This is a genomic window from Protaetiibacter intestinalis, assembly GCF_003627075.1.
Taxonomy (GTDB): Bacteria; Actinomycetota; Actinomycetes; order Actinomycetales; family Microbacteriaceae; genus Homoserinibacter; species Homoserinibacter intestinalis.
Genome location: NZ_CP032630.1, coordinates 165,546 through 187,374, shown reverse-complemented (window position 1 = coordinate 187,374; position 21,829 = coordinate 165,546). Strand labels below are relative to the sequence as shown.

General features: G+C 72.6%; 22 protein-coding genes and 1 tRNA gene. 14 read left to right on the top strand and 9 right to left on the bottom strand.

Annotated elements, in window-relative coordinates; translation table 11 throughout:
* Positions 1–10: 10 nt before the first annotated feature.
* Genes D7I47_RS00915 through rsfS form a run of 5 tightly spaced genes read left to right on the top strand, consistent with a single transcriptional unit; the run spans position 11 to position 4,438 of the window.
* Entirely contained in the window at positions 11–1,276 is a 1,266-nt protein-coding gene (locus tag D7I47_RS00915) for a glutamate-5-semialdehyde dehydrogenase (protein ID WP_120761305.1), read from the top strand.
* Positions 1,277–1,326: 50 nt separating this feature from the next.
* Positions 1,327–1,545: a hypothetical protein gene (locus tag D7I47_RS00910; RefSeq protein ID WP_120761304.1), complete on the top strand. Its 219-nt coding sequence runs from the start codon at positions 1,327–1,329 to the stop codon at positions 1,543–1,545.
* Positions 1,546–1,594: 49 nt separating this feature from the next.
* Complete coding sequence (nadD, locus tag D7I47_RS00905) at positions 1,595–2,158, top strand: nicotinate-nucleotide adenylyltransferase (protein WP_264371306.1); 564 nt, start codon at positions 1,595–1,597, stop codon at positions 2,156–2,158.
* The gene (locus D7I47_RS00900; RefSeq protein ID WP_120761302.1) at positions 2,155–4,029 is read left to right on the top strand and encodes a hypothetical protein; all 1,875 of its coding nucleotides are present in this window, start codon (positions 2,155–2,157) and stop codon (positions 4,027–4,029) included. Before nadD ends, D7I47_RS00900 begins: the two co-directional genes overlap by 4 nt.
* A 28-nt stretch (positions 4,030–4,057) precedes the next feature.
* The gene (gene rsfS, locus D7I47_RS00895; protein ID WP_120761301.1) at positions 4,058–4,438 is read left to right on the top strand and encodes a ribosome silencing factor; all 381 of its coding nucleotides are present in this window, start codon (positions 4,058–4,060) and stop codon (positions 4,436–4,438) included.
* Here rsfS and D7I47_RS00890 read toward each other — a convergent pair.
* The gene (locus tag D7I47_RS00890; RefSeq protein ID WP_120761300.1) at positions 4,425–4,976 is read right to left on the bottom strand and encodes an antibiotic biosynthesis monooxygenase; all 552 of its coding nucleotides are present in this window, start codon (positions 4,974–4,976) and stop codon (positions 4,425–4,427) included. The genes rsfS and D7I47_RS00890 overlap by 14 nt on opposite strands.
* A gap of 121 nt (positions 4,977–5,097) precedes the next feature.
* Here D7I47_RS00890 and D7I47_RS00885 point away from each other — a divergent pair.
* A tRNA-Ala gene (locus tag D7I47_RS00885) sits at positions 5,098–5,170 on the top strand.
* Between the two features lie 12 nt (positions 5,171–5,182).
* On the opposite strand, the gene D7I47_RS00880 is transcribed toward D7I47_RS00885, so the two are convergent.
* Genes D7I47_RS00880 through D7I47_RS00870 form a run of 3 tightly spaced genes read right to left on the bottom strand, consistent with a single transcriptional unit; the run spans position 5,183 to position 8,715 of the window.
* Positions 5,183–6,442 carry a glycosyltransferase gene (locus D7I47_RS00880; RefSeq protein ID WP_157981549.1) on the bottom strand — a complete coding sequence of 420 codons (1,260 nt, stop codon included), beginning with the start codon at positions 6,440–6,442 and terminating at the stop codon, positions 5,183–5,185.
* Positions 6,443–6,500: 58 nt separating this feature from the next.
* Entirely contained in the window at positions 6,501–8,204 is a 1,704-nt protein-coding gene (locus tag D7I47_RS00875) for a cytochrome c biogenesis protein CcdA (protein ID WP_227000745.1), read from the bottom strand.
* 52 nt (positions 8,205–8,256) lie between these two features.
* Positions 8,257–8,715: a nitroreductase family deazaflavin-dependent oxidoreductase gene (locus tag D7I47_RS00870; RefSeq protein ID WP_120761298.1), complete on the bottom strand. Its 459-nt coding sequence runs from the start codon at positions 8,713–8,715 to the stop codon at positions 8,257–8,259.
* A gap of 86 nt (positions 8,716–8,801) precedes the next feature.
* Between D7I47_RS00870 and D7I47_RS00865 the strand changes: the two genes are divergently transcribed.
* Entirely contained in the window at positions 8,802–9,431 is a 630-nt protein-coding gene (locus D7I47_RS00865; protein WP_227000743.1) for a TetR/AcrR family transcriptional regulator, read from the top strand.
* A 47-nt stretch (positions 9,432–9,478) separates the two neighbouring features.
* On the top strand, positions 9,479–10,336 hold the full coding sequence (locus D7I47_RS00860; RefSeq protein WP_120761297.1) for a 3-hydroxyacyl-CoA dehydrogenase: 858 nt from the start codon (positions 9,479–9,481) through the stop codon (positions 10,334–10,336).
* Positions 10,337–10,352: 16 nt separating this feature from the next.
* Here the strand turns inward: D7I47_RS00860 and D7I47_RS00855 are convergent, their stop codons facing one another.
* The 4 genes from D7I47_RS00855 to D7I47_RS00840 are packed head-to-tail and all read right to left on the bottom strand — an operon-like array spanning position 10,353 to position 14,211.
* Complete coding sequence (locus D7I47_RS00855; protein WP_120761296.1) at positions 10,353–11,378, bottom strand: LLM class flavin-dependent oxidoreductase; 1,026 nt, start codon at positions 11,376–11,378, stop codon at positions 10,353–10,355.
* A gap of 41 nt (positions 11,379–11,419) precedes the next feature.
* The gene (locus D7I47_RS00850) at positions 11,420–12,265 is read right to left on the bottom strand and encodes a hypothetical protein (protein WP_120761295.1); all 846 of its coding nucleotides are present in this window, start codon (positions 12,263–12,265) and stop codon (positions 11,420–11,422) included.
* A 26-nt stretch (positions 12,266–12,291) separates the two neighbouring features.
* A complete protein-coding gene (locus D7I47_RS00845) occupies positions 12,292–13,167 on the bottom strand; it encodes a carbohydrate kinase family protein (protein WP_120761294.1) in 876 nt (291 codons plus the stop codon).
* A 9-nt stretch (positions 13,168–13,176) separates the two neighbouring features.
* A complete protein-coding gene (locus D7I47_RS00840) occupies positions 13,177–14,211 on the bottom strand; it encodes a LacI family DNA-binding transcriptional regulator (protein WP_120761293.1) in 1,035 nt (344 codons plus the stop codon).
* Positions 14,212–14,399: 188 nt separating this feature from the next.
* Here D7I47_RS00840 and D7I47_RS00835 point away from each other — a divergent pair, with 188 nt between their 5' ends.
* The 4 genes from D7I47_RS00835 to D7I47_RS00820 are packed head-to-tail and all read left to right on the top strand — an operon-like array spanning position 14,400 to position 18,662.
* The gene (locus tag D7I47_RS00835; RefSeq protein ID WP_120761292.1) at positions 14,400–15,758 is read left to right on the top strand and encodes an ABC transporter substrate-binding protein; all 1,359 of its coding nucleotides are present in this window, start codon (positions 14,400–14,402) and stop codon (positions 15,756–15,758) included.
* Entirely contained in the window at positions 15,758–16,669 is a 912-nt protein-coding gene (locus tag D7I47_RS00830) for a carbohydrate ABC transporter permease (protein ID WP_120761291.1), read from the top strand. The genes D7I47_RS00835 and D7I47_RS00830 overlap by 1 nt, the downstream gene beginning before the upstream one ends.
* A complete protein-coding gene (locus tag D7I47_RS00825) occupies positions 16,666–17,490 on the top strand; it encodes a carbohydrate ABC transporter permease (protein WP_120761290.1) in 825 nt (274 codons plus the stop codon). The genes D7I47_RS00830 and D7I47_RS00825 overlap by 4 nt, the downstream gene beginning before the upstream one ends.
* A complete protein-coding gene (locus tag D7I47_RS00820; RefSeq protein ID WP_120761289.1) occupies positions 17,487–18,662 on the top strand; it encodes a serine hydrolase domain-containing protein in 1,176 nt (391 codons plus the stop codon). Before D7I47_RS00825 ends, D7I47_RS00820 begins: the two co-directional genes overlap by 4 nt.
* Before the next feature lie 9 nt (positions 18,663–18,671).
* On the opposite strand, the gene pdxR is transcribed toward D7I47_RS00820, so the two are convergent.
* Positions 18,672–20,081 carry a MocR-like pyridoxine biosynthesis transcription factor PdxR gene (gene pdxR / locus D7I47_RS00815; RefSeq protein WP_120761288.1) on the bottom strand — a complete coding sequence of 470 codons (1,410 nt, stop codon included), beginning with the start codon at positions 20,079–20,081 and terminating at the stop codon, positions 18,672–18,674.
* Positions 20,082–20,127: 46 nt separating this feature from the next.
* Between pdxR and D7I47_RS00810 the strand changes: the two genes are divergently transcribed.
* Both D7I47_RS00810 and D7I47_RS00805 read left to right on the top strand, forming a co-directional pair.
* A complete protein-coding gene (locus tag D7I47_RS00810; RefSeq protein WP_120761287.1) occupies positions 20,128–20,616 on the top strand; it encodes a carboxymuconolactone decarboxylase family protein in 489 nt (162 codons plus the stop codon).
* A 69-nt stretch (positions 20,617–20,685) separates the two neighbouring features.
* Positions 20,686–21,720, top strand: coding sequence for an agmatine deiminase family protein (locus D7I47_RS00805; protein WP_120761286.1), 1,035 nt, complete (start codon positions 20,686–20,688; stop codon positions 21,718–21,720).
* Positions 21,721–21,829: the final 109 nt, after the last annotated feature.

Sequence of the window (21,829 nt, the reverse complement as noted above, 5' to 3'; positions counted from 1 at the left end):
GACTCGCGGCATGTCGGAATTGCTCACCGCGCCCACGCTCGACGAGAAGCTGACGGCCGCGCGCACGGCCTCGATCGCGCTCGCGCAGGCGTCGACCGCGCAGAAGAACGCGGGGCTCGAGGCGATCGCGAAGGCCGTGGAGGCGGGGGCCGAGCGCATCCTGCCCGCCAACGAACTCGACCTCGCGAACGGCCGCGAGAACGGGATGACGCAGGGCCTGCAGGACCGGCTGCGGCTCGACGAGTCGCGCCTCGCCGGGCTCGCCGCCGCCACCCGCGACATCGTCGCGCTGCCCGACCCGATCGGCACCGTGCTCCGCGGCTCCACCCTGCCGAACGGCCTGCAGCTCACCCAGGTGCGCGTGCCGTTCGGCGTCGTCGGCGCCATCTACGAGGCCCGCCCCAACGTCACGATCGACATCGCCGCGCTCGCCCTCAAGTCGGGCAACGCCGTCGTGCTGCGCGGCGGCAGCGCCGCCGAGAACACCAACCGGGTGCTCGTCGAGCTCATCCAGGGCGCACTCGCCTCCGTCGGTCTCCCGGCGGATGCCGTGCAGACGATCGACGAGTTCGGTCGCGAGGGCGCGACTCAGCTCATGCAGGCGCGCGGCCAGGTCGACGTGCTCATCCCGCGCGGCTCGGCTCAGCTCATCGACACGGTCGTGCGCGAATCCAAGGTGCCCGTCATCGAGACGGGCGCGGGCGTCGTGCACCTGTTCCTCGACCGCACCGCGGATGCGGACATGGCCTCCGAGATCGCCGTCAACTCGAAGGTGCAGCGCCCGAGCGTCTGCAACGCGCTCGAGACGCTCCTCGTCGACACCGACGCCGCCGAGCGCCTGCTGCCGCCCGTGCTCGCGGCGCTCCGCGACAACGGCGTCACCATCCACGGCGACGCGCGCACGCGCGAACTCTTCCCGGATGCCGTGCCGGTGACCGACGACGACTGGGCGACCGAGCACATGAGCCTCGACCTCTCGGTCAAGGTCGTCGACGGCCTCGACGAGGCGATCGACCACATCCGCCACTACTCGACGCACCACACGGAGTCGATCGTCACCAACGACATGGCCACCGCGAACCGCTTCCTCGCCGAGGTGGACTCGGCGGTCGTCATGGTGAACGCGTCGACGCGTTTCACCGACGGCGGCGAGTTCGGCTTCGGCGCGGAGGTCGGCATCTCGACGCAGAAGCTGCACGCGCGCGGCCCGATGGGTCTGCCCGAGCTCACCAGCACGAAGTGGATCGTGCGGGGCGAGGGCCAGGTTCGAGGCTGACGGGCGCGCGCGGCTAGACTGGCTGCGACCCGCATCCGAAAGAGGACAGCATGCTCAGCACCCTGCTCGCCGAGATCCACGAGGAGCCCGCGCCGCTCATCGCCGAGCCCTGGGTGTTCGCCGCGATCGCGGCAGCGATCTTCATCGTGCTCGCGTTCGTCACGTGGAGCTACCGCGATGTCGCGAACCGCCACAGCGAGAAGACCGCCGGTCAGAACCCGCACGACCACGGCCACCAGAGCCACAGCCCGAGCGGCGCCAACCACTAGGCTCGCCCACGTGAGCGAGGGAGCCGCGCGCCGGCCGAGGGTCGGCGTCATGGGCGGCACCTTCGACCCCATCCACCACGGCCACCTGGTGGCCGCGAGCGAGGTGCAGCAGACCTTCAACCTCGACGAGGTCGTGTTCGTGCCGACCGGCCAACCCTGGATGAAGTCGGGGGTGAGCCCCGCCGAGCACCGCTACCTCATGTCGGTGGTCGCCACGGCATCCAACCCCCGTTTCACGGTGAGCCGGGTCGACATCGACCGCGACGGCCCCACCTACACGATCGACACGCTGCGCGACCTGCGGGAGCAGCGTCCGGATGCGGAACTCTTCTTCATCACGGGTGCCGACGCGGTCGCGCAGATCGTGCAGTGGAAGGACGTCGACGAGCTGTGGGAGCTCGCGCACTTCGTCGCGGTGTCGCGCCCGGGGCACGCCCTCGACATTCGCGGATTGCCGGAGGCTGGCGTAAGCTCGCTGGAAGTGCCCGCTCTGGCCATCTCCTCGACGGAGTGCCGTGAGCGAGTCGGCCGGGGCTTCCCGGTGTGGTACTTGGTTCCCGATGGTGTTGTGCAGTACATCTCCAAGCACCACCTCTATCGGAGTGCGACATGACGACTTTCCAGGATCAGCCGCTCTCCCGGCGTGCGATCCGGGAGCGCGAGGCCGAGGCCGCGCGCGCCGCGGCGAACGCCGAGGGTGCCGCCGAGGCGGCGGCGACCGGTTCGGCCGGCCCGCAGTATCCGGGTACGACGCCCGAGCCGCTCAGCTACGTGACGCAGGGGCGGGCCCCGCTGCCGCAGTACGACGCTCCGCTCGGCGCGTCCGCGGGTGAGGCGCCCGAGGAGCCGCGGGGGGCGGATGCGGCGGATGCCGAGCAGGGCTTCCGGTACCGCGACTTCAGCCCCGAGGGGCGGCGTGCCGCCCGTGCCACGTGGCAGCAGCCTCCGACCGAGAGCGCCGACCTGGACTACCGCACGCAGGGCCGCGCCGAGGTGCCCGTGACGGCTTCGCAGCCGCTGCCGGTGCAGGAGCCGCCCGCGTACGAGGGGTTCGCCTCGCAGGCGCCCGTGTCGGAGGTGCCGAGCTCCGAGGCGCCGCGCGTCGAGGGTGCGCTGAGCCGTCGCGAGCTGCGCGCCCTGCGCGAGGCCCAGGAGCGCGAGGCGGGCGTGGTGTCCGCGGCGCCCGTCGAGTCGGCGCCCCCGGTGCTCTCGGCCCCGCCGGTCGCTTCGGCCCCGCCGGTCGCTTCGGCCCCGCCGGTCGCGTCGGCCCCGCCGGTCGCGTCGGCCCCGCCCGTGGCTTCGGCGCCCCCGGTCGCCTCCGCGCCCCCGGTCGCGTCGGTGCCGCCCGCGGCGGCCCCCGAGTGGCTCGCGGCGTTCACGCCGGCCGCCTCGCAGACCTCCGTGCCGCCGAGCTTTGACGACATCCTGGTCGGCGAGACGGTCGACGACGACGCCCCCTCCGGTCCCGTGGTGGTCGCCGAGCAGGTCGAGTACGTGCCGCCGCCGCTCATCGAGCCCGCCGACCCGCACACGGATGCGCTCGCCGACTTCGAGGCCTTGTTCCGCAGCGAGACCGGCGTCTCGCCCGTCGTGCCCGCGCCGCAGCCGTCCGCGCCGCCCGTGCAGCACACGGCCCCTCCCGCCCCGGCCGCGCAGCCCGCGCCCGTCTTCCCGACGCCCGAGCCGGTCGCCCCGCTCACCTCCGCGTCGCCGCTCGGGGCGCCGCCCGCCGCGCCGTTCACGCCCGCGTTCCCGCCGACCTCCTCGGTGCCGATCGCCGCACCGAGCTTCGCGCAGTACGCCGCCGGGCTCGAGCCGCCGACCCCCTTCGCCCAGGCGACCGTGCCGCCGCCGAGCTTCGGCGTTCCGGCGCCCACGCCCGTCGAGACCTCGAGCGCCCCGCCGCTCGGCTCCGCGTCGCCCGTGTCGCTGCCGTCCGCGCCGCCCGTGCAGTCCACCCCCGAGACGACCACCACCTCGCAGCCGCCGCTCGCGGGGGAGCGTCCCCGCAACCACTGGTCGCGGCAGGCGGAGCTCGACGACGAGTCGCAGCCGGCCACCGGCTCGCTCGCGCGCAGCGTCGGAGCCGGACCCGCGACCGCCAACGCCCTCGTGCTCGACGAGATCCCGAACCCCGACATCATCGTGAGCCCCGTCGCCAGCACGGGCGACGTGCTCGTCACCGGCTCCATCTCGCTGCCCGCGAGCCTGTCGTCGACGGGCGCCCTGCCGACGCAGCTCGACGAGTCCGACCTGGACCACCTGCTCGACCCGGGCGACGTTCAGGTGGCGGCGACCGACTCGCAGCCGGTGCGTGCCATCCGCGCCGTCAGCACCCACACCTCCTCGCGCGAGCTCATCGGCACCATCAAGCCCAAGCGCGGCAACCGTGCGCTCACCGCGCTCATCATCTCGGCCGTCGGCATGGCGGTGGTCGTCGTGACCCTGCTCGTCGTGGCGCTCACCTCGGGCGTGCTCGGCTGACCGTGACCCGGAAGAAGAACCCTCCTCTGTGACTGCCTCCGATCGCGCGCGCGAACTCGTGCGCCTCGCCGCCCGCGCCGCCGACTCCAAGAAGGCCGAGGACCTCGTCGCACTCGACGTCTCGGGTCCGCTGCCGCTGACCGACGCCTTCCTGCTCGCCTCCGGCGACAACGAGCGCAACGTGCTCGCCATCGCCTCCGAGGTCGAGGATGTGCTGAACGACGCGGGCGTGAAGACGCTGCGTCGCGAGGGACGCACCGAGGGCCGCTGGGTGCTGCTCGACTTCGGCGACCTCGTGGTGCACGTGTTCCACGAGGAGGATCGCCTGTTCTACTCGCTCGAGCGCCTCTGGAAGGACTGCCCCGTCATCCCGCTCGAGCTCGAGGAGCCCTCCGTCACCGCCGAGTGAGCCACGGGCGCAGCGCCCGCGTCACGAGCGGCAGCGCCGCGTAGGTCATCACCGGCGTCACCACGAGCACCGCGACGAGCACCCGCAGCCACAGCGGCCAACCCGGGATGAGCCACCCGAACAGCGCGTTCGCGGCGAGACTCAGCGGGTAGAAGGCGATGAAGATCGCCACCATCTGCTTCCAGCGCGGGGGAGCGGGCGGCGCGATCGGCAGCACCTCGACGGATGCGGGCTCGTCGAACCAGCCCTCGATGCCGGTGCGACGCTCGTGGCGGGCGTCCTCCACGAGCCCCTGCGCCGAGCCCACCCACCACGCGCGCTCGGGCGAGGCCTCCCACGCGGCGAGGCTCGCGGCATCCGCGAACCGGAACAGCATGTGCCACTCGGGGCTGGCCGGGTCGGGGCGGATCCAGCCCGAGCCGAGGTAGCCGGGCCGCGCGCTCAGCAGGTCCTGCCCCGCGCGGGCCCACGCCGCGACCTCCGCCGCCCGCTCCGGGTCGACGCGGCGCGTGACGGCGATCGTGATGGGTTCGCTCATGCCTCCATCGTCGCACCCGGTCCAACCCCGCTGGTCGAGTAGCCCGCGCAGCGGGCGTATCGTGACCCCCTCCGTCATGTTGTAAGCTAGGTGAGTTGTCTCCGGAGACGGAGGTCAGCCCGGGTCTGTGGCGCAGCTGGTAGCGCACCTGCATGGCATGCAGGGGGTCAGGGGTTCGAGTCCCCTCAGATCCACCGATAGGTGACTTACCGCGTGCGCTCGAGCAGCTCGGCAGCCCGCGAGGCTCCGCCCAGCGAGCCGAGTTCCGCTCCGACCCGTGATGCGGCCTCGCGGAACGCGGATTCGTGCAGTACCCGGTCGACGGCGGCGCGGATGGCGGCGGACGTCGGCGTGCCGGTGCGCAGGTTGATACCCGCGCCCGACCAGGCGACCCGGGCGGCGATCTCGGGTTTGTCGAGGTCGCCGCCGGCCACGATCAGTGGGATGCCGTGGCCGAGCATGGCGATCGTGCCGCCCCATCCGCCGTTCGTGATCGCGAGTTCCACGCGGGGCAGCAGATCGGCGAACGGCACGAAGCCTGCGACCCGGGCGTTCGGCGGCACGGGGAACGGGAAGGAGTCCTGCCCGGGAACGCCCGTCGTCGCGACGACGATGACGTCGCGGTCGGCGAGCGCGTCCAGCGCGGGACGGATGAGGTCGCCCGGATCGATGTTCTGCGTGCCCTGCGTCACGAGCACGACGCGGCGCCCGTCCAGGTCACCCCACCACGGCGGAAGCGTGTGCGATGCGGGCGGCGAGGCGAGCTCTCCGACGAAGTGCAGGTGGGCGGGACGGTCGGCGCGGCGGTAGTCGAGGAGGGGGGAGCCGCTGGCCGCGATGAGCGAGCGGGAGAAGACCATGCGATCCATCGTGAGACCGCTCGGTTCGAGTCCCACGGCGCGCTGCGCGTCGGCGAGGGGGCCGGCCAGCGGCCGTGACACGAGGGGCACGAGTCCGCGCAGTGCCGCGTCGCGCGTCCTCGTGAGCGGGTTCGTGCCCGGGCTGAGGCCCATGCCGCTCGGTGGTCCGCCCGGTCCCGGGAGGTTCAACGGGATGACGGCGACCGTGGCCCACGGCGTCCCCCGGGTCAGGCTGAACAGGACGGCGCCGACCGACGTCTCGTCGGCGGCCAGCGCATCCCAGGGCTCGCGCTGCCACTCGGCGGCGAGGTCGGCGACCTGGGCGGGGGCGGTCTGGATGAAGCAGTCGACCATGTTGACCAGCAACTGCTGCAGGCCCTTCTTTCCGACGAGGCGCGGGAAGGTCGCGGGGAGGTCGTTCTCGTCGAAGTCGGGTGCCTCGCGCCACGGGACGAGTCGGGCGCCGGTCGCCTCGACCCGTGCCCGGAACCGTGAACCGGTGTAGAACCGCACGTTGTGCCCGCGGTCGACGAGTTGGCGTGCGATGGCCGCCATGGGCGCGACATGACCGGTGAACGGCATCGTGGTCAGCAGGAACCGGCTCATGCGCGCCATCCTCCCGCGGTCCGCGGCTCCGCCGCGAGTCTGGCGCACCCCCTCGTCGTCACCCGAAGGTGAACGAGTACGCGTCGAGCCCCGGCGACAGCTCGACCGTGAGCTCGCCGTCGGCGGGCTCGGCGCGGGAGACGAGGGTCGCGAGGTTCGGCGGGCCCGACACCTCGATCGTCTCGGTGCGGCTGCCCTGGTGGACGGTGAGCGTCCCCTCGCCGCCGACGTCGAGGTAGACCTTCGCGGCGCGGTAGTCCAGGCGGATGCTCGCCCCCGCGCCCGAGGTGAGGGACTCGGGGCCGACCGTCCAGGTGCCCTCGAGCTGGAATCCGCCGTCGGGCAGGCCGACGGCGTCGGCGAAGTCGTGCTCGCCGACGCCGTAGTCGCCGCCGCCCGCGTAGTAGGCGACCCGGTCGGCGCCGAGGTAGGTCTCCCGGCTCTGCCGGGGGTCGGTGGGCGTCGTGTCGGGGAGCTGCACGGCGGCGGGCAGCGCCGCGTCCGGCTCGGCCTCGACGAGCAGTTCGCGGATGAGCTGCTCCTCGTAGGTGGAGGAGCCCTCGCCGTAGAACACGTAGCGCACCTCGCCGGTCGCGTCGACGAGGTAGCTCGCCGGCCACACGTCGTTGTCGTAGGCGTTCCAGGTGCCGTAGTCGTTGTCGATCGCGATCGGGAAGGTCACGCCGATCCGTTCGGCGCCCGCGCGCACGTTGTCGACGACGTGCTCGAAGGCGTACTCGGGGGTGTGCACGCCGATGGCCGTGAACCCCGCGTTGGCGTACGCCTCTGCCCACGCCTGCACGTGCGGCAGTTCGCGCTGGCAGTTGATGCACGAGTAGGCCCAGAAGTCGACGAGCACCACCCGGCCGGCGAGCCCGGCGATCGTGAGCGGCTCGCCGCCCGGGGTGTTGAGCCACTCCTGGATGCCGGCGAACTCGGGCGCCGGCCCGCAGTCGTCGCCCTCGATGACGTCGTACGTGGCGTGCAGCTGGCACTGGAACAGCGCATCGTCGGCCCGGCTCTCGCCGAGCGCCTCGGAGACCCCGCTGCCGGCGGCCGCGGCGAGCGCCTCGGTGTAGTTCGGGATGAGGCGCTGGATGACGTCGGACACGTTGAAGGTGAGGGCCACCGCGAGCGCGATCATGACGGCGCCGCTCGCCACCTGCACGAGCCGCTGCCGCGTACGGAACGCGGCGATCCGCGTCGCGAGCTGGCGCCCGGCGAGCGCGAACACGAGCAGCGGGATGGCGCAGCCGACCGCGAAGGCGAGGGTCAGCGCGATCGTGCCGGGGCCGAGCTCGCCCGTCGCGCCGGCGACCGTGATGGCCGCGAGCACGGGCCCCGCGCACGGCACGAACACGGCGCCGAGGGCGAGTCCGAGCACGAAGCCGCCGCGGTCGGGCGAGACGTAGCGCTGCGGGATCCGGGCGAAGGGCTTCTCGACCCAGTGGCCGATCGCGGGCACGATCATCGCGAGCCCGAGCAGCACGAGCACGATGAGGCCCAGCCAGCGGATGAGGTCGGCGGGCAGCTGCAGGAGGCTCAGGATCGCGGTGCCGAGCAGGGTGAAGAGCGCGAAGCTCACGGTGAGGCCGAGCACGATGAGCAGCGGGCGTGCGCGACTCGGCACGGCATCCGGGCCGGTCGGCGCGGCGACACCGCGGGACGCCCCGCCGAGGAACACGACGGGCAGCACGGGCAGGATGCACGGCGAGATCCCGGTGAGCAGCCCGCCCACGAGCCCGATGAACACCAGCGTCACGGGGACACGCTAACCCCGCCCGCAGCTCGCGCGCCGGGCTCGCGGCGGATCGTCAGTCGGCGGGCAGGATGCGGAACACGGGGAAGCCGGAGGCGACCGCGGCGACCTCCTTGTCGCTCGAGTCCGCCGACAGTCCCTCGAAGAAGGCGCCCACCTCCCACGCCCACTCCTTCAGGTAGGCGCGGATGACGGGCAGCTTCTCGGCGTCCGGCACCTCGACGACCGCGAACTCGGTGCGTCCGCGTCGGGTGATGAGCGCAGCCCGGCCCGCGACGCGGATGTTGCGCACCCACTCGGTCTCGCCGCGCGGCGCGAGCAGGTAGCGCTCGCCGTCGAGGGGCAGCGGGTTGACGGGTGTCGTGCGCGGCTCGCCGGACTTCCGGCCCCGCACCTCGAGGATGGCGGCGCCCTTGAGCCCCACGCCGCGGCGCACGAGCCAGGCGACGAAGGGGTTGAACACGCGGTTGGTGAAGCCGCCGGGCTTCAGGTAGCGGCGGGGGGCGTCGGTCACGCGTCCAGTATCCCGGCCCCGGGGGATTGCGACGACGAATATAATGAGTACACTCAGAAATGAGTCGGATCAGTAAGGAGGTCGGGATGGCCACCACGACCGCAGCCCTCGGGCGTCGCGACCGGAACATGCTCGAGAAGCGCGAGCGCATCTTCGCCGCCGCCGCCGAACTGTTCCAGGAGCGCGGCTTCGCCGCCGTCACCACCCAGGAGATCTCCGAGCGCGCCGACGTCGCCGCCGGCACCCTGTTCCGCTACGCCGCCACCAAGGGCGAGCTGCTGCTCATGGTCTACAACGAACTGCTGCGCGCCTCCGTCGAGGAGGGGCGGCGCGCCGCCGCCGAACGGGGCGACACCGCCGACGCGGTCTACGCCATGGTCGCCCCCATCGTCACGGATGCCGCGCGCGCCCCCGAGAACGCCACCGCCTATCAGCGCGAGCTGCTCTTCGGGCCGCCCACCGAGCAGTATCGCGGCGCGGGCCTCGAGCTCATCGCCGAGATCGAGCGGTCCATCGCCGCGCGGTTGCTCGCCGACCACCCCGCGACCGGCGCCGACGCCGCGCGGCTCGCCGCGGCATCCGTGTTCGCGGTCACCCATCTCGCGATCGCCCGCAACTCCACGGGCGCCCACGCACACCACGACACCCTCGACGACCTGCGCACCCAGATCGCGCAACTCGTCGCGGGCGCGCGCACCGGCACACCGGCGCGCTGACACCCCACAAGGGACCCCGCAGGGGAAGACAGGAAGGACACCATCCCATGAGCGCCATCCGCAACGTCACGGTTCTCGGAACCGGCGTGCTCGGCTCGCAGATCGCCTACCAGACCGCCTACAGCGGCTTCCAGGTGACCGCCTACGACATCAGCGACGAGATCCTCGAGAAGGCGAAGGACCGCTTCGAGGGCCTCGCCACCACCTACCGCGTCGACCACGTGCCCGGCGCGACCGAGGGCAAGGCCGAGGAGGCGCTCACCCGCATCCGCTACTCCTCCGACCTCGCCGACGCCGTGAAGGACGCCGACCTCGTCATCGAGGCCGTGCCGGAGGTGCTCGAGCTCAAGCGCGACACCTACGAGAAGCTCGGCAAGGTCGCCCCCGAGAAGACGATCTTCGCCACCAACTCCTCCACGCTGCTGCCGAGCGACCTGAAGGATGCCACGGGCCGCCCCGCGAAGTTCCTCGCGCTGCACTTCGCCAACCAGGTGTGGAAGTACAACACCGCGGAGGTCATGGGAACCGCCGACACCGACCCGGTCGTCTTCGACGAGCTCGTCGCGTTCGCCGGCGAGATCGGCATGGTGCCGATCCCGATCCACAAGGAGAAGGCCGGCTACGTGCTCAACTCGCTGCTCGTGCCGTTCCTGAACGCGGGACTCGCGCTCGCGGCGGGGAAGTACGCGGAGCCAGCCGACATCGACAAGGTGTGGCGCATCGCGACCGGTGCACCGCTCGGGCCGTTCCAGATCATCGACGTCATCGGACTGACCACGCCCTACAACATCCTCGCCCACAGCGGTGAGCAGGGGCAGCCGCTCGCCGAGTGGCTGAAGAGCGAGTACATCGACAAGGGCAAGCTCGGCGTCTCGACGGGCGTCGGCTTCTACGAGTACAGCTGAGCGACGGGCCCCGAGCTCAGCGCCAGCCGAGCTCGGGGGCCACGTGCGTGAGGATCGCCTCGAGCGCGTGGGCGTTGTAGTCGACGCCGAGCTGGTTGGGGATCGTGAGCAGCAGGGTGTCGGCGGCGGCGATCGCCTCGTCCTCGCGCAGCTGCTCGACGAGCCGGTCGGGCTCGGCGGCGTAGCTGCGGCCGAAGACGGCGCGGTAGTCGTCGAGCCGGCCGAACTGGTCGTCCTCGTCGCGCTGTCCGCCGCCGAAGTACATGCGGTCGCGGTCGTCGACGAGGGCGAAGATCGAGCGGCTCACCGAGGTGCGCGGCTCGCGCTCGTGGCCGGCCTCCTTCCACGCGGCGTGGAACTTCTCGATCTGCTTGCGCTGCTGCACGTGGAAGGGCTCGCCCGACTCGTCCTCCTTGAGCGTCGAGCTCATGAGGTTCATGCCCTGCTCGGCCGCCCAGACGGCCGTGGCATCCGATCCGGCGCCCCACCAGATGCGGTCGCGCAGGCCCGGCGACTGCGGCTGGATGCCGAGGGGCCCCGGATGCGGGTTCGCGAACATGGGCCGCGGGTTGGGGTCGGCGAAGCGGGCGCCGTCGATGACCTTGAGGAACACCTCGGTGTTGCTGCGGGCGACATCCGCCATCGTCTGCCCCTCGGGGGCGTCGTAGCCGAAGTAGCGCCAGCCGTCGATGACCTGCTCGGGTGAGCCGCGCGAGACGCCGAGCTGCAGGCGGCCGCCCGCGATGAGGTCGGCCGCGCCGGCATCCTCGGCCATGTAGAGCGGGTTCTCGTAGCGCATGTCGATGACGCCCGTGCCGAGCTCGATGCGGCTCGTCTTGGCACCCGCGGCGGCGAGCAGCGGGAAGGGGCTGCCGAGCTGGTGGGCGTAGTGGTGCACGCGGAAGTACGCGCCGTCGGCGCCGAGCTCCTCGGCGGCGACCGCGAGGTCGATCGACTGCAGCAGCACGTCGGAGGCGCTGCGGGTCTGCGAACCGGGGGAGGCGGACCAGTGTCCGAAGGAGAGGAAGCCGATCTTCTTCATGTCCGTCCCAACGTATGCGGATGCATGGATCATTCCCCGCGTCAGCGGGAGAACGCCGAGAGCACGTTCGTGAGCACCACCACGACGATCGTCACGGCGCCGGCGAGCACCACCACGCCGATGCCGACCCCCAGCCACAGGGCCCGCGGCATCCGCCCGCGCAGGCGCGCACCGCCCGCGTCGACGGTGCCCGCCGCGTCGTATTGCAGCTCGGGCGCGGCACGCTCGTCGGCGTAGAGGTCGGTGCGGTTCCAGGTCTTGGCGCCCACCGTGGCGCGGATGCGTTCGAACCGCTCCCAGACGGTCGGATCGGTGAGGTCGAAACCGCCCGGCTTGTAGACGATGAGGCGGTCGTCGCGGAGCTCCACGTCGAGGTCGCCCGTCTCGTCGATGAGCAGCGCCATGAGGTCGGGCGTGAACACGTAGAGCGCGTCGCGCTCGTAGCCGGTGGGCACGTAGAGGCGGAAGCGGGTGTCGAAGTCGCCCTCGAGGGAGAGGTGCTGGCCGGCCGCGGGGCGGCGGATGAGGCTCGAGAACGGGCCGCGGTCGTTGCTGCGGGCGTCGAGCACCATGTTGGGCACCCGGCGCGGCAGGGTGATCGCGAGGTAGCCGACCCGCAGGCTGCGTTCGGGCGTCGAGACGTTGACCGTCGTCGTGACCGTCCAGCCGCCGCGCTGCTCGACGTTCGACGCCGAGCGGCTGCCGCCCGTGATGAGCCCGGCCTCCCAGCCCTCGCCCGCGATGCGGTCGCGCACGGTGCCCGCCGCGACCTGCTCCCACAGGCCCACGGAGGCGGGCGGCGCGGCGGTCTCGTCGTAGCGCCACCCGTGGGCGGCGGCGAAGCCGGGCAGGTCGCCCGCGGTCAGGAACTCGGATGCGGTCGGCACCACTTCACGCTAGCGCGGCTCGGGCGTCACGGCACCCGCAGCAGCGCGCCCGGCTCGGCGATCGTCGCGGCCGCGATGCCCATCGCGCGGCCGAGCGCGTCGTACCACTCGATCTCGCCGATGCCCGTGCGCGCGACGTCGGCGAGCACCGAGGCGAAGACCGAGTCGCCCGCCCCCATCGTGTCGACCACGGCATCCGGGGTGACGAGCGTCGGATGCCGCCAGCGGCCGTCCCCGATGCGCACGCTCGCGCCGTCGCGGCCCTCGGTGGCGAGCACATAGGGGTAGTGGCGCAGCAGTCGCGGCGCGACCTGGGCGACCGGCTCGTCGTAGAGCAGGCGGGCGTCGTCGTCGCCGAGCTTGAGCAGCTGGGCGGTGCCGCCGAAGGCCTCGAGGCCGTCGCGGAAGGCGTCGGCGTCGTGCAGCAGGCCGGTGCGCGGGTTGGGGTCGACGGCGACCGTCGTGCCGGGGGCGGTGGCCGCGATCGCCTCGGTGAGCAGCGCCAGCTGCCCGGCCACGTCGAAGGGGAAGCCGCTCACCGCGACGACCCCGGCATCCGCGATCGCGGCGCGCTGCGCCTCGTCGAAGTCGAGGCTGCGGGCGACCATCGAGTCGCTGAAGCTGTAGTGCGGCTCGCCGTCGACGCGCTCGGAGCGCGCCACCCCCGTGCCGGCCGGCGTGATCGTGGGCAGCAGCTCGACGCCGTGGTCGGCGAGGTGGGCCCGGATGAGCGCCCCGTCGACGTCGTCGCCGATCATCGCGACGAGGCTCGCCCCCACCCCGAGGATGCTGAGCCCGACGGCGACGTTGAGGGCGGAACCGCCGACGATGTGGGTCGTGCCCGTCTCGTCGACGAGCTCGTCGATCAGGGCGTCGCCGATGACGACCACGTGCTGGGGCATGAGGCGAGACTAGGACGCATCCGCCGGTGCGGAGATCGAGGCGCGCGAGATGACCGGCATCGGCACGAGCAGTTCGCCCTCGGCCTCGCCGCTCGCCAGCAGCAGTTCGACCGCCGTGCGGCCCATCTCCTCGTGCGGCAGGGCGATCGTGGTGAGGCCGGGGCGCAGGTACGCCGCGAGCTCGTCGTTGTCGAAGGACGCGATCGACACGTCGTCGGGGACGCGGAACCCGCGCTCTCCGAGGGCCTGGTACGCGCCGAACGCGATCCGGTCGTTCATGCACAGGAGGGCGCGCGGCCTCGCCCCGCCGTCGAGCAGGGCGGCGACCGCCTGGTAGCCGTTGTCGGGCTCCCACTCCCAGATCGACTGCTCGCTCTCGAAGGCGAGTCCGTGCTCGGCCATCGCGTCGCGGATGCCGGCGACGCGTCGCGCGACGGTCGCGGAGCGGAACACGTCGCGCTCGACCTCGTCGCTCTGGCCGACGAGGTGGATGCCGTGCCGATGGCCGGCGGCCACGAGCAGTTCGACGGCCGCCCGCCCGCCCGCGCTCTCGTCGGGCAGCACGGAGCGCTGGTGGCGCGGGTTGGTGGCGTTGAGCATGACCGCCTCGGTGCCGTCGGGCAGCTCGGGGAGGAACAGCTCGCGTGCCCGCATCGTGGCGAAGATGAAGCCGTCGACCTGCCGGTCGAGCAACGCCTCGATCGCCTCCTGTTCGCGCGCCGGCTCGCCGCCGGTCTCCGCGACGAACACGACGTGTCCCGCCTTCTCGGCGGCGGAGAGGGCGCCGCGGATGAGGCCGCTCGCGAAACGGGTGGTCGCGACGGTGTCGGAGACGAAGCCGATGGTGTGGGTCTTGGCGGTGCGGAGCCCTCGCGCGGCGACGTTCGGCCGGTAGCCGAGCTCCCGCGCGGCGGCGTGCACGCGGTCGTGCGCGTCCTGGGAGAGGCGCGTGTCGGGGCGCCCGTTGAGGATCATCGACGCCGCGGCGAGCGACAGCCCCGAGCGGGCCGCCACATCGGCGAGGGTCACTCGCTTGCGCGCCATCGCGTCTCCTTTCGCGTGCCGATGGTAGCGGGGCGGCGGACGCGACCCGCCGATCCGGACTTGACACCTCGGCGTCCGGATGCGAGTTTATCCCTGCTGAACCCATTTAGCACCACCCAGAGGCCACGCGATCCCATGATCGAATGGAGTTCGGTTCAGCGCGTCACCCCCACGACGAAGGAGTCGACATGGCAATCACGAAGCGACGTCCGCGCGGTACGCGCGGCGCGAGCTTCACGGCCGCGGCATTGGTCGCGACCGCGGCGGTCGCGCTGGCCGGGTGCGCACCCGGCGGGAGCGCACCGACCGACACGAGCTCCACCCCGGTCAGCACCGAGCTCACCACGGAGGACGTGAAGCTCGTCATCGCCGATGAGACGGGCTTCCCGCTCACCGACGAGCTGACGGCGGAGTTCACCAAGCAGCACCCGAACATCACCTTCGAGGTCACCCGCGACACGTTCCAGAACCTCACCGCCAACGCGCCGAAGCTGCTCGCCAGCTCGACGCCGCCCGACCTCATCCGCCTGCCCACGATCGGCGACACCGTCAAGGACGGCCTGCTCGCGAACCTCGACCCGTACTTCGACGCCTACGGGTGGGACGCCTGGCCCGCCTCGCAGCTCGCGCCGCTGCGCATGAGCGAGGACGGCATCCGCGGATCCGGCTCGCTGTACCAGCTCGGGCTCGGCTACTCGGTCACCGGCATCTTCATGAACACGAAGCTCGCCGACCAGCTCGGCATCGACGAACCGCCGACGACCCTCGCCGAACTCGAGGAGGACCTCGCGACCGCGAAGGCGGCCGGCGTGCTCCCGATCATGGCGGGCGACAAGGACGGCGTCGTCAACTTCGTCGTGCAGGCCGCCATGAACCAGTACGTCGACAAGGGCGAGTTCATGAAGTGGATGTTCAACGAGCCGGGCGCGCGGTACGACCAGGACGGCACCACCGAGGGCGCCGAGCTCGTACGGAAGTGGGCGGATGCCGGCTACTTCCCGTCGGACATCAACGCCATCGACTACGCCACCTTCGTGAGCCGCTTCGCGGAGGGTGAGGGGCTCTTCACCTTCAACGGCAACTGGGCCGCCCAGAGCTACCAGGACGCGCTCGGCGACGACGTGACCTTCTTCCTCGCGCCGCCCGCCACGGAGGGTGCCGGACACGTCGCGATGGGTGCGGCGAACTCGTTCTCGGTCGCCGCGAAGTCGGCGCACCTCAACGAGATCGTGTACTTCCTGAACTGGATCCACACCGACGAGAAGGCGCGCCAGATCGTCGTCGACGTCACGGGCGCGGCGCCGGGCGGCGACCCGTCGCTTCCCCAGCCGACGGTCGCCCCGGGCTCGCTCATCGAGCAGGCGCTCGCGATGAGCGCGACGATCGGTGCCGAGAACGGGCAGGTCGACTTCATGGCGAACACGACCGCGGGCATCTACTCCGGCTCGATCATCCCCGAGTCGCAGCTGCTCGTGACGAGCCAGATCACCGGCAAGGAGTTCGTCGACCGCGTGCAGAAGTTCTACGAGAGCGAGATCGGCGGCTGATGTCCCACCCCGTCGCCCGTCGGGCCACCGCACGCGCGGTGGCCCGACGGGTCACCCTCATCGGCTGGCTGCTGCTGGTCCCGGCGCTCGCGGCGTACATCGCGTTCGTCGTGTGGCCGCTCATCCTCGGTGTGCAGTACTCGTTCTACGACTGGAACGGCGTCGGCGCCGCCACCTGGGTCGGCTTCGACAACTACCTCAAGGTGTTCGCCGACCAGGCGCTGCTCGGCTCGATCCTCAACGCCTTCGTGCTCATCGCCTTCTTCACGATCATCCCGGTCGGCGTCGGGCTCGCGCTCGCCACCCTCATCCGCTCGCTGCGATCCGGCTGGTTCTCGAGCCTCTCGCAGACCGTGCTGTTCCTGCCGCAGATCATCCCGCTCGCCGCCGCCGGCATCGCCTGGGCGTGGATGTACGCGCAGACCGGCACCGTCAACCAGGTGCTCGGCTGGATCGGCCTGGGCTTCCTCGCCCGCCCCTGGCTCGCCGACTACGGCACCGCGCTGGCCGCCGTGGGGCTCATCGGATCCTGGGTGCTCACGGGCCTCTGCACGGTGCTGCTGCTCACCGGCATCGGCAAGATCGACACCTCCCTCTACGAGGCGATCCGCCTCGACGGCGCCGGATGGTGGCGCGAGTTCTTCACCATCACCCTTCCCGGACTCCGCCAGGAGATCGCCGTGCTCGTCACCATCACGGTCATCGCCGCGCTGTCCAGCTTCGACATCATCTACACCTCCACGCAGGGCGGGCCCGGGCGCGCGACGATGGTGCCGGGCCTGCTGATCTACCGCATCGGCTTCACGCAGAGCGACGTCGGCCAGGCATCCGCCTTCGGCATCGTGCTCATGCTGCTCGTGCTCGCCGTGGTGCTGCCCATCCAGCGACTGTCGAGGGCGGCCGACCGATGAGAACCAGCCGCACCGAACTCCTGCTCGGCCGCACCCTGCTCGTGGTGGCGCTCGTGCTCACCGTGCTGCCGCTGCTCAGCATGCTCTCCGCGGCGCTGCAGCCCGCCGACCGGAACCCGACCGGGCTCAGCTGGCCGAGCGATCCGCAGTGGATCAACTTCGTCACGGCCTTCCAGGTGGGGCACGTCTGGCAGCTCATGGGCTCGAGCGCGCTCATCGTGCTCGGCGTCGTGCCCGCGAGCCTGCTCTTCGCGACCCTCGCGGGCTACGCCCTCGGCGGCCTGCGGGTGCGGGGCGGGCGTGCCGTGCTCGTGTTCCTGGTGCTCGGGCTCACGATCCCCTTCGAGGCGCTCATCATCCCGCTCTACTACCAGGCGCAGGCGATGGGCACCCTCAACACCCAGTGGGCGATCGTCTTCCCGCTCATCGGCTTGTTCATGCCGTTCAGCGTGTTCTGGATGCGCGCCCACTTCGTGAACGTGCCGGTCGAGCTCTCCGAGGCGGCGCGGGTCGACGGGGCGAGCATCTGGCAGGAGTTCCGGCGGATCCAGCTGCCGCTCGCGACCCCGGCGCTGTCGGCGCTCGCGATCCTGCTGTTCCTGTGGACCTGGAACCAGTTCCTGCTGCCCGTCGTGCTCGTCGCGAACCCGCTCGACCGCACCGTCGCGGGCGCGCTGACCTTCTTCCAGGGGCAGTACTACTCGAGCATCCCGCTGCTCAACGCGGGGGCGCTCATCATCATCACGCCCGCGATCGTCGTGTTCCTGATCTTCCAGCGGCAGTTCATCAAGGCGCTGCTGCAGGGGGCGGTCAAGGGATGACGGATCGGTCGCCGGCGCTCGACGGGTTCGTCGCGCCGGGCTTCGAGCGTGTCGCCGAGGCGTTCGCGGAGGCCTTCGAGACGCCGGAGACGGGGGCGGCGCTCTGCGTGCTGCAGCACGGGTGGGTGGTCGTCGACCTGTGGGGCGGCTACGCGGACGCGCGGACCGGGCGTCGCTGGGAGCGGGACACCGCATCCGCCGTCTTCTCGTGCACCAAGGGGCTCATGTCGATCCTCGCGGCGCGGGCCGTGGCCGACGGGGTGCTCGACTACGGGCGACCGGTCGCCGAGTACTGGCCGGAGTTCGCGCAGGCGGGCAAGGGCGGCGTGCTCGTGAGCGAGGTGCTCGCCCACCGCTCGGGGCTGTCGGCGCCGCGGGAACCCGCCAGCCGCGCGCAGGCGCTCGACTGGGATGCCATGACGGCGCTGCTGGCGGCGCAGGCGCCCCTGTGGGAGCCGGGCACCGGGCACGCCTATCACGCGCTCACCCACGGCTGGCTCGTGGGCGAGCTGCTGCGGCGCGTGCGCGGGACGGGGCCCGCCGAGCTCGTCGCGACCGAGCTCGCCGAGCCGCTCGGCGCCTCGGTGCACCTCGGCGTGCCGGCCGACTCCGCCCTCGACATCGCGCAGATGGTGGTCGGGGAGGAGCTGGCGCGTCTCACGCACGAGCAGCGGCAGGCGGCCCGGCCGGACCGCGTGGACTGGGGCGAGCGCGCCCTGACCCTCGGCGGCGCCTTCCCGCTCGAGCTGGTCGCCCCCGACGAGGGCTTCAACGCCCCCGCGGTGCGCGCGGCCGTGATCCCGGGTGCGGGCGGCATCGCGACGGCCCGCGGGCTGGCGACGGTGTGGTCGGCGACCGTCGTGGAGACCGACGGGGTGCGTCTGCTCGACGCCGCGACGCTCGCGGCGGCGGTCCGACCGCAGTCGGAGGGCCCGATGCTGCTCGCGGGCGAGCCGCCCTGGGCGCGGTGGGGGATGGGCTTCCAGCTCGACTCGGAGGCCCGCCGCTACCTCGGGCCCACCGGCTTCGGGCACGACGGCGCCGGCGGCCAGGTGGGCTTCGCCGACCCGACGCACGGCATCGGCTTCGCGTTCCTCACGGATGTGATGGAGGCGAGCCGGGATGCGCGTGCGACCCGCATCATCGACGCGTTGCGATCTGTGGTGGGCTGAGCGGATCGGCTACCGGGGCGCCTCCGTCTCCTGACGGATCGCGGCGACGAGGGTCGCGAAGGCCTCCTCGACGAGGTGCGCGGGCGGGGCGCCGTAGCCGACGACGAGGGCGGGGCCGCGGCGCGAGGGGCGGCCCTCGGGCAGGTAGGAGGCGAGGCCCTGCAGCACGAGCCCGTCGCGCGCGGCGAGGGCGGTGATCCGCTCCTCGTCGGCGCCGGGCGGCAGCTCGAGCGTGCACTGCAGGCCGGCGGCGAGGCCGCTCAGGCGCACGTCCGGGATGCCGGCCACGGCATCCGCGAGTCGCTCGCGGCGGGTGCGGTAGGCGGCGCGCTGCCGACGCAGGTGCCGGTCGTAGTGGTGGCCGGAGATGAAGTCGGTCAGGGCGCGCTGGGTGAGGGGGTCGGCGCCGCGACCGGTGAGGCGTCGGGCGCGGTCGAGGCTCTCGAGCACGCGGTCGGGCACCACCGCCCAGGCGACGCCGATCGCGGGGGCGAGCGACTTGCTCGCCGTGCCGAGGTAGACGACGTGCTCGGGCGCGAGGGCCTGCAGGGCGCCGATCGCGCGGAAGTCGTAGCGGAACTCGCCGTCGTAGTCGTCTTCGATGACGGTGCCGCCCGTGCCGAGCGCCCACTCGACGAGGCTCGCGCGGCGCGCGGCCGAGAGCGGCACGCCGGTGGGGAACTGGTGCGCCGGGGTCAGCAGCACGGCATCCGCGTGAAGCCGGTCGACCTCCGCCCCGTCGGCGTCGACGGCCAGCGGCACGACACGCAGTCCCGCGGCCGCGAGGATGTCGCGGTGGGTCTGGTGGCCGTACTCCTCGACGGCGATCGTGCGGGCGCCCTGCGCGTGCAGCGCCCGCGCGACGAGGGCGAGCAGCTCGCCGAAGCCGCGGCCGACGGCGACACGGGCGGCGTCGACGTGCACGCCGCGGGCCCGCGCGAGGTAGTCGGCGAGCGTCTCGCGCAGCACCGGGAGGCCGAACGGCGGCGGGTAGCCGAGTTCGGCCGCCGATGCGGACTGGGTCGCGCGCCGCACCGCCGCGGCCCACTCGCCGCGCGGGAAGGAGCTCGCGTCGGGGATGCCGCCGCGCAGGTCGAGCCGCGGCACGACCCACGGGTCGACGCGGCGCGGGGGAGTGGCGGCGTCGGGCCGCGGCCCGACCCAGGTGCCGGCACCTGTGCGGGCGGTCAGCCAGCCCTCGGCCGTGAGCAGACCGTAGACGTCGGCGATCGTGTTGCGGGCCGCCCCGAGGTCGCGGGCGAGGGCGCGGGATGCCGGCAGTCGCGTCCCCGGGGCGAGGCGCCCCTCGCGGATGGCGGCGCGGATCGCCGCGGCGAGCGCGTCGGCCTTGCCGCCGCGCGGCAGCTCGAGGTGCAGGTCGAGCCCGCCCGCCGGAGAATTGGCCCAGTCATCCGCCATGGAATCGCACCATAGCACCGTGCCAATCCGGGCATAGCGTCGAGCCATGACCGACACCCTGGAACTCGTGACCATCCCGCAGCGCCTCGACTTCGACGCGCTCGCCCCCGTCTTCTCGCGCGCCGTGAGCGCGCTGCACGACGCGGCCGGCGGCGAGGCCGACCGCGCGGGCATCGACGCGGGCCTGCGCGACCTCCTGAAGCTGCGCGCCTCGCAGCTCAACGGCTGCGCGTACTGCGTAGACCTGCACTCCCGCGACGCCGTCGAGAACGGTGTGGCGCTGCAGCGCGTGCACGCCGTGGCGATCTGGGAGGACTCGCCGTTCTTCACCGCGGCGGAGCGCGCCGCCCTCCGGCTCACCGAGTCGATCACCCGGCTCTCGGAGACCCACGTTCCGGATGCCGTGATCGACGAGGCGCGCGAGTGGTTCGACGAGCCGCAGCTCGCGGCGCTCATCGCGCTCATCGTGACGATCAACGTGTGGAACGGCATCGGCGTCGCGACGCGCTGCTGGAGCCCGCGCCTCACGCACTGACGACCTCGGGGACACGACCTGGCGTCGTGATCCCTACCGACCGCACCCGCATCCGCGAGATGATGGCGCATGCCCTGGCGGATGCCCGCGGAGACCGAGCCGCACGAGCGCACCTGGATGGCGTTCCCCGCCGCCGGCACGACGCTCGGCGACACCGCGGCCGAACGCGAGGAGTGCTACGCCGCCTGGAGCGCCGTCGCCCGCGCGATCGCCGAGTTCGAGCCGGTCGCGATGCTCGTCGACCCGGCCGAGGCGGCGAACGCGCGGAACCGGCTCGGCGCATCCGTCGCGTACCTCGAGGCGGGCGTCGACGAGTTCTGGCTGCGCGACCACGGTCCCACCTTCGTGCTCGACGACGCACGGCCGGGCGTGCTCGGCGCGGTCGACTGGGTGTTCAACGGCTGGGGCGACCGCGGCTGGTCGGAGTTCGCGCTCGCCACCCGGCACGCGCGGCTCGTGGCGGATGCCGTGGGGGCCGAGCTCGTCGCCTCCGGGCTCGTGAACGAGGGCGGCGGCATCCACGTGGACGGGGTGGGCACCGTGCTCGTGACCGACACCGTGCAGCGCGACGAGCGCCGCAACCCCGGCATCACGCGGGAGGCGGTGGAGGCCGAGCTCGCCCGCACGATCGGCGCCACGCACGCCGTCTGGCTGTCGCGCGGGCTCACCCGCGACTACGACGACTTCGGCACCAACGGGCACGTCGACATCGTCGCCACCATCCCGAGCCCCGGCCGCCTGCTGCTGCACACCCAGCGCGACCCGGCGCATCCGGACCACCCGGTCACCCGCGCCCTGCGCGCCGAGCTCGAGGCGCAGACGGATGCCGCGGGTCGCGCCTTCGAGGTCGTCGAACTGCCCGCGCCCGCGACGCTCCGCGACCACGAGGGCTTCGTCGACTGGAGCTACGTGAACCACCTCGTCGTGAACGGCGGCGTCATCGCCTGCGGCTTCGGCGAGGAGCGGGCGGATGCCGACGCCCGCGCGATCCTCGCCGAGGCCTACCCCGGCCGCCGCGTCGTGACGGTCGACGCCCGCCCGATCTTCGCCCGCGGCGGCGGCATCCACTGCATCACGCAGCAGCAGCCGGCGGCCGTGCGTTGAGCGGCTTCCTGCCAAACGCTGCAGCGTCTGACCTTCGGCGCCAGGGATGTCGGCCGCCGGTTGCCGAAAGGTGGCGCGCGACGCGGATGCGGGACCAGCCCGTCCGGGG

What these genes read in the sequence shown, in the direction of transcription:
- D7I47_RS00810 (WP_120761287.1), top strand. Translation starts at nt 20,128, where the DNA reads ATGACCGACACCCTGGAACTCGTGACCATCCCGCAGCGCCTCGACTTC.
- D7I47_RS00840 (WP_120761293.1), bottom strand. Translation starts at nt 14,211, where the DNA reads ATGGCGCGCAAGCGAGTGACCCTCGCCGATGTGGCGGCCCGCTCGGGG.
- D7I47_RS00915 (WP_120761305.1), top strand. Translation starts at nt 11, where the DNA reads ATGTCGGAATTGCTCACCGCGCCCACGCTCGACGAGAAGCTGACGGCC.
- D7I47_RS00880 (WP_157981549.1), bottom strand. Translation starts at nt 6,442, where the DNA reads ATGAGCCGGTTCCTGCTGACCACGATGCCGTTCACCGGTCATGTCGCG.
- D7I47_RS00860 (WP_120761297.1), top strand. Translation starts at nt 9,479, where the DNA reads ATGAGCGCCATCCGCAACGTCACGGTTCTCGGAACCGGCGTGCTCGGC.
- pdxR (WP_120761288.1), bottom strand. Translation starts at nt 20,081, where the DNA reads ATGGCGGATGACTGGGCCAATTCTCCGGCGGGCGGGCTCGACCTGCAC.
- D7I47_RS00910 (WP_120761304.1), top strand. Translation starts at nt 1,327, where the DNA reads ATGCTCAGCACCCTGCTCGCCGAGATCCACGAGGAGCCCGCGCCGCTC.
- D7I47_RS00890 (WP_120761300.1), bottom strand. Translation starts at nt 4,976, where the DNA reads ATGAGCGAACCCATCACGATCGCCGTCACGCGCCGCGTCGACCCGGAG.
- D7I47_RS00805 (WP_120761286.1), top strand. Translation starts at nt 20,686, where the DNA reads ATGCCCTGGCGGATGCCCGCGGAGACCGAGCCGCACGAGCGCACCTGG.
- D7I47_RS00830 (WP_120761291.1), top strand. Translation starts at nt 15,758, where the DNA reads ATGTCCCACCCCGTCGCCCGTCGGGCCACCGCACGCGCGGTGGCCCGA.
- D7I47_RS00855 (WP_120761296.1), bottom strand. Translation starts at nt 11,378, where the DNA reads ATGAAGAAGATCGGCTTCCTCTCCTTCGGACACTGGTCCGCCTCCCCC.
- D7I47_RS00820 (WP_120761289.1), top strand. Translation starts at nt 17,487, where the DNA reads ATGACGGATCGGTCGCCGGCGCTCGACGGGTTCGTCGCGCCGGGCTTC.
- nadD (WP_264371306.1), top strand. Translation starts at nt 1,595, where the DNA reads ATGGGCGGCACCTTCGACCCCATCCACCACGGCCACCTGGTGGCCGCG.
- D7I47_RS00845 (WP_120761294.1), bottom strand. Translation starts at nt 13,167, where the DNA reads ATGCCCCAGCACGTGGTCGTCATCGGCGACGCCCTGATCGACGAGCTC.
- D7I47_RS00900 (WP_120761302.1), top strand. Translation starts at nt 2,155, where the DNA reads ATGACGACTTTCCAGGATCAGCCGCTCTCCCGGCGTGCGATCCGGGAG.
- D7I47_RS00825 (WP_120761290.1), top strand. Translation starts at nt 16,666, where the DNA reads ATGAGAACCAGCCGCACCGAACTCCTGCTCGGCCGCACCCTGCTCGTG.
- D7I47_RS00865 (WP_227000743.1), top strand. Translation starts at nt 8,802, where the DNA reads ATGGCCACCACGACCGCAGCCCTCGGGCGTCGCGACCGGAACATGCTC.
- D7I47_RS00835 (WP_120761292.1), top strand. Translation starts at nt 14,400, where the DNA reads ATGGCAATCACGAAGCGACGTCCGCGCGGTACGCGCGGCGCGAGCTTC.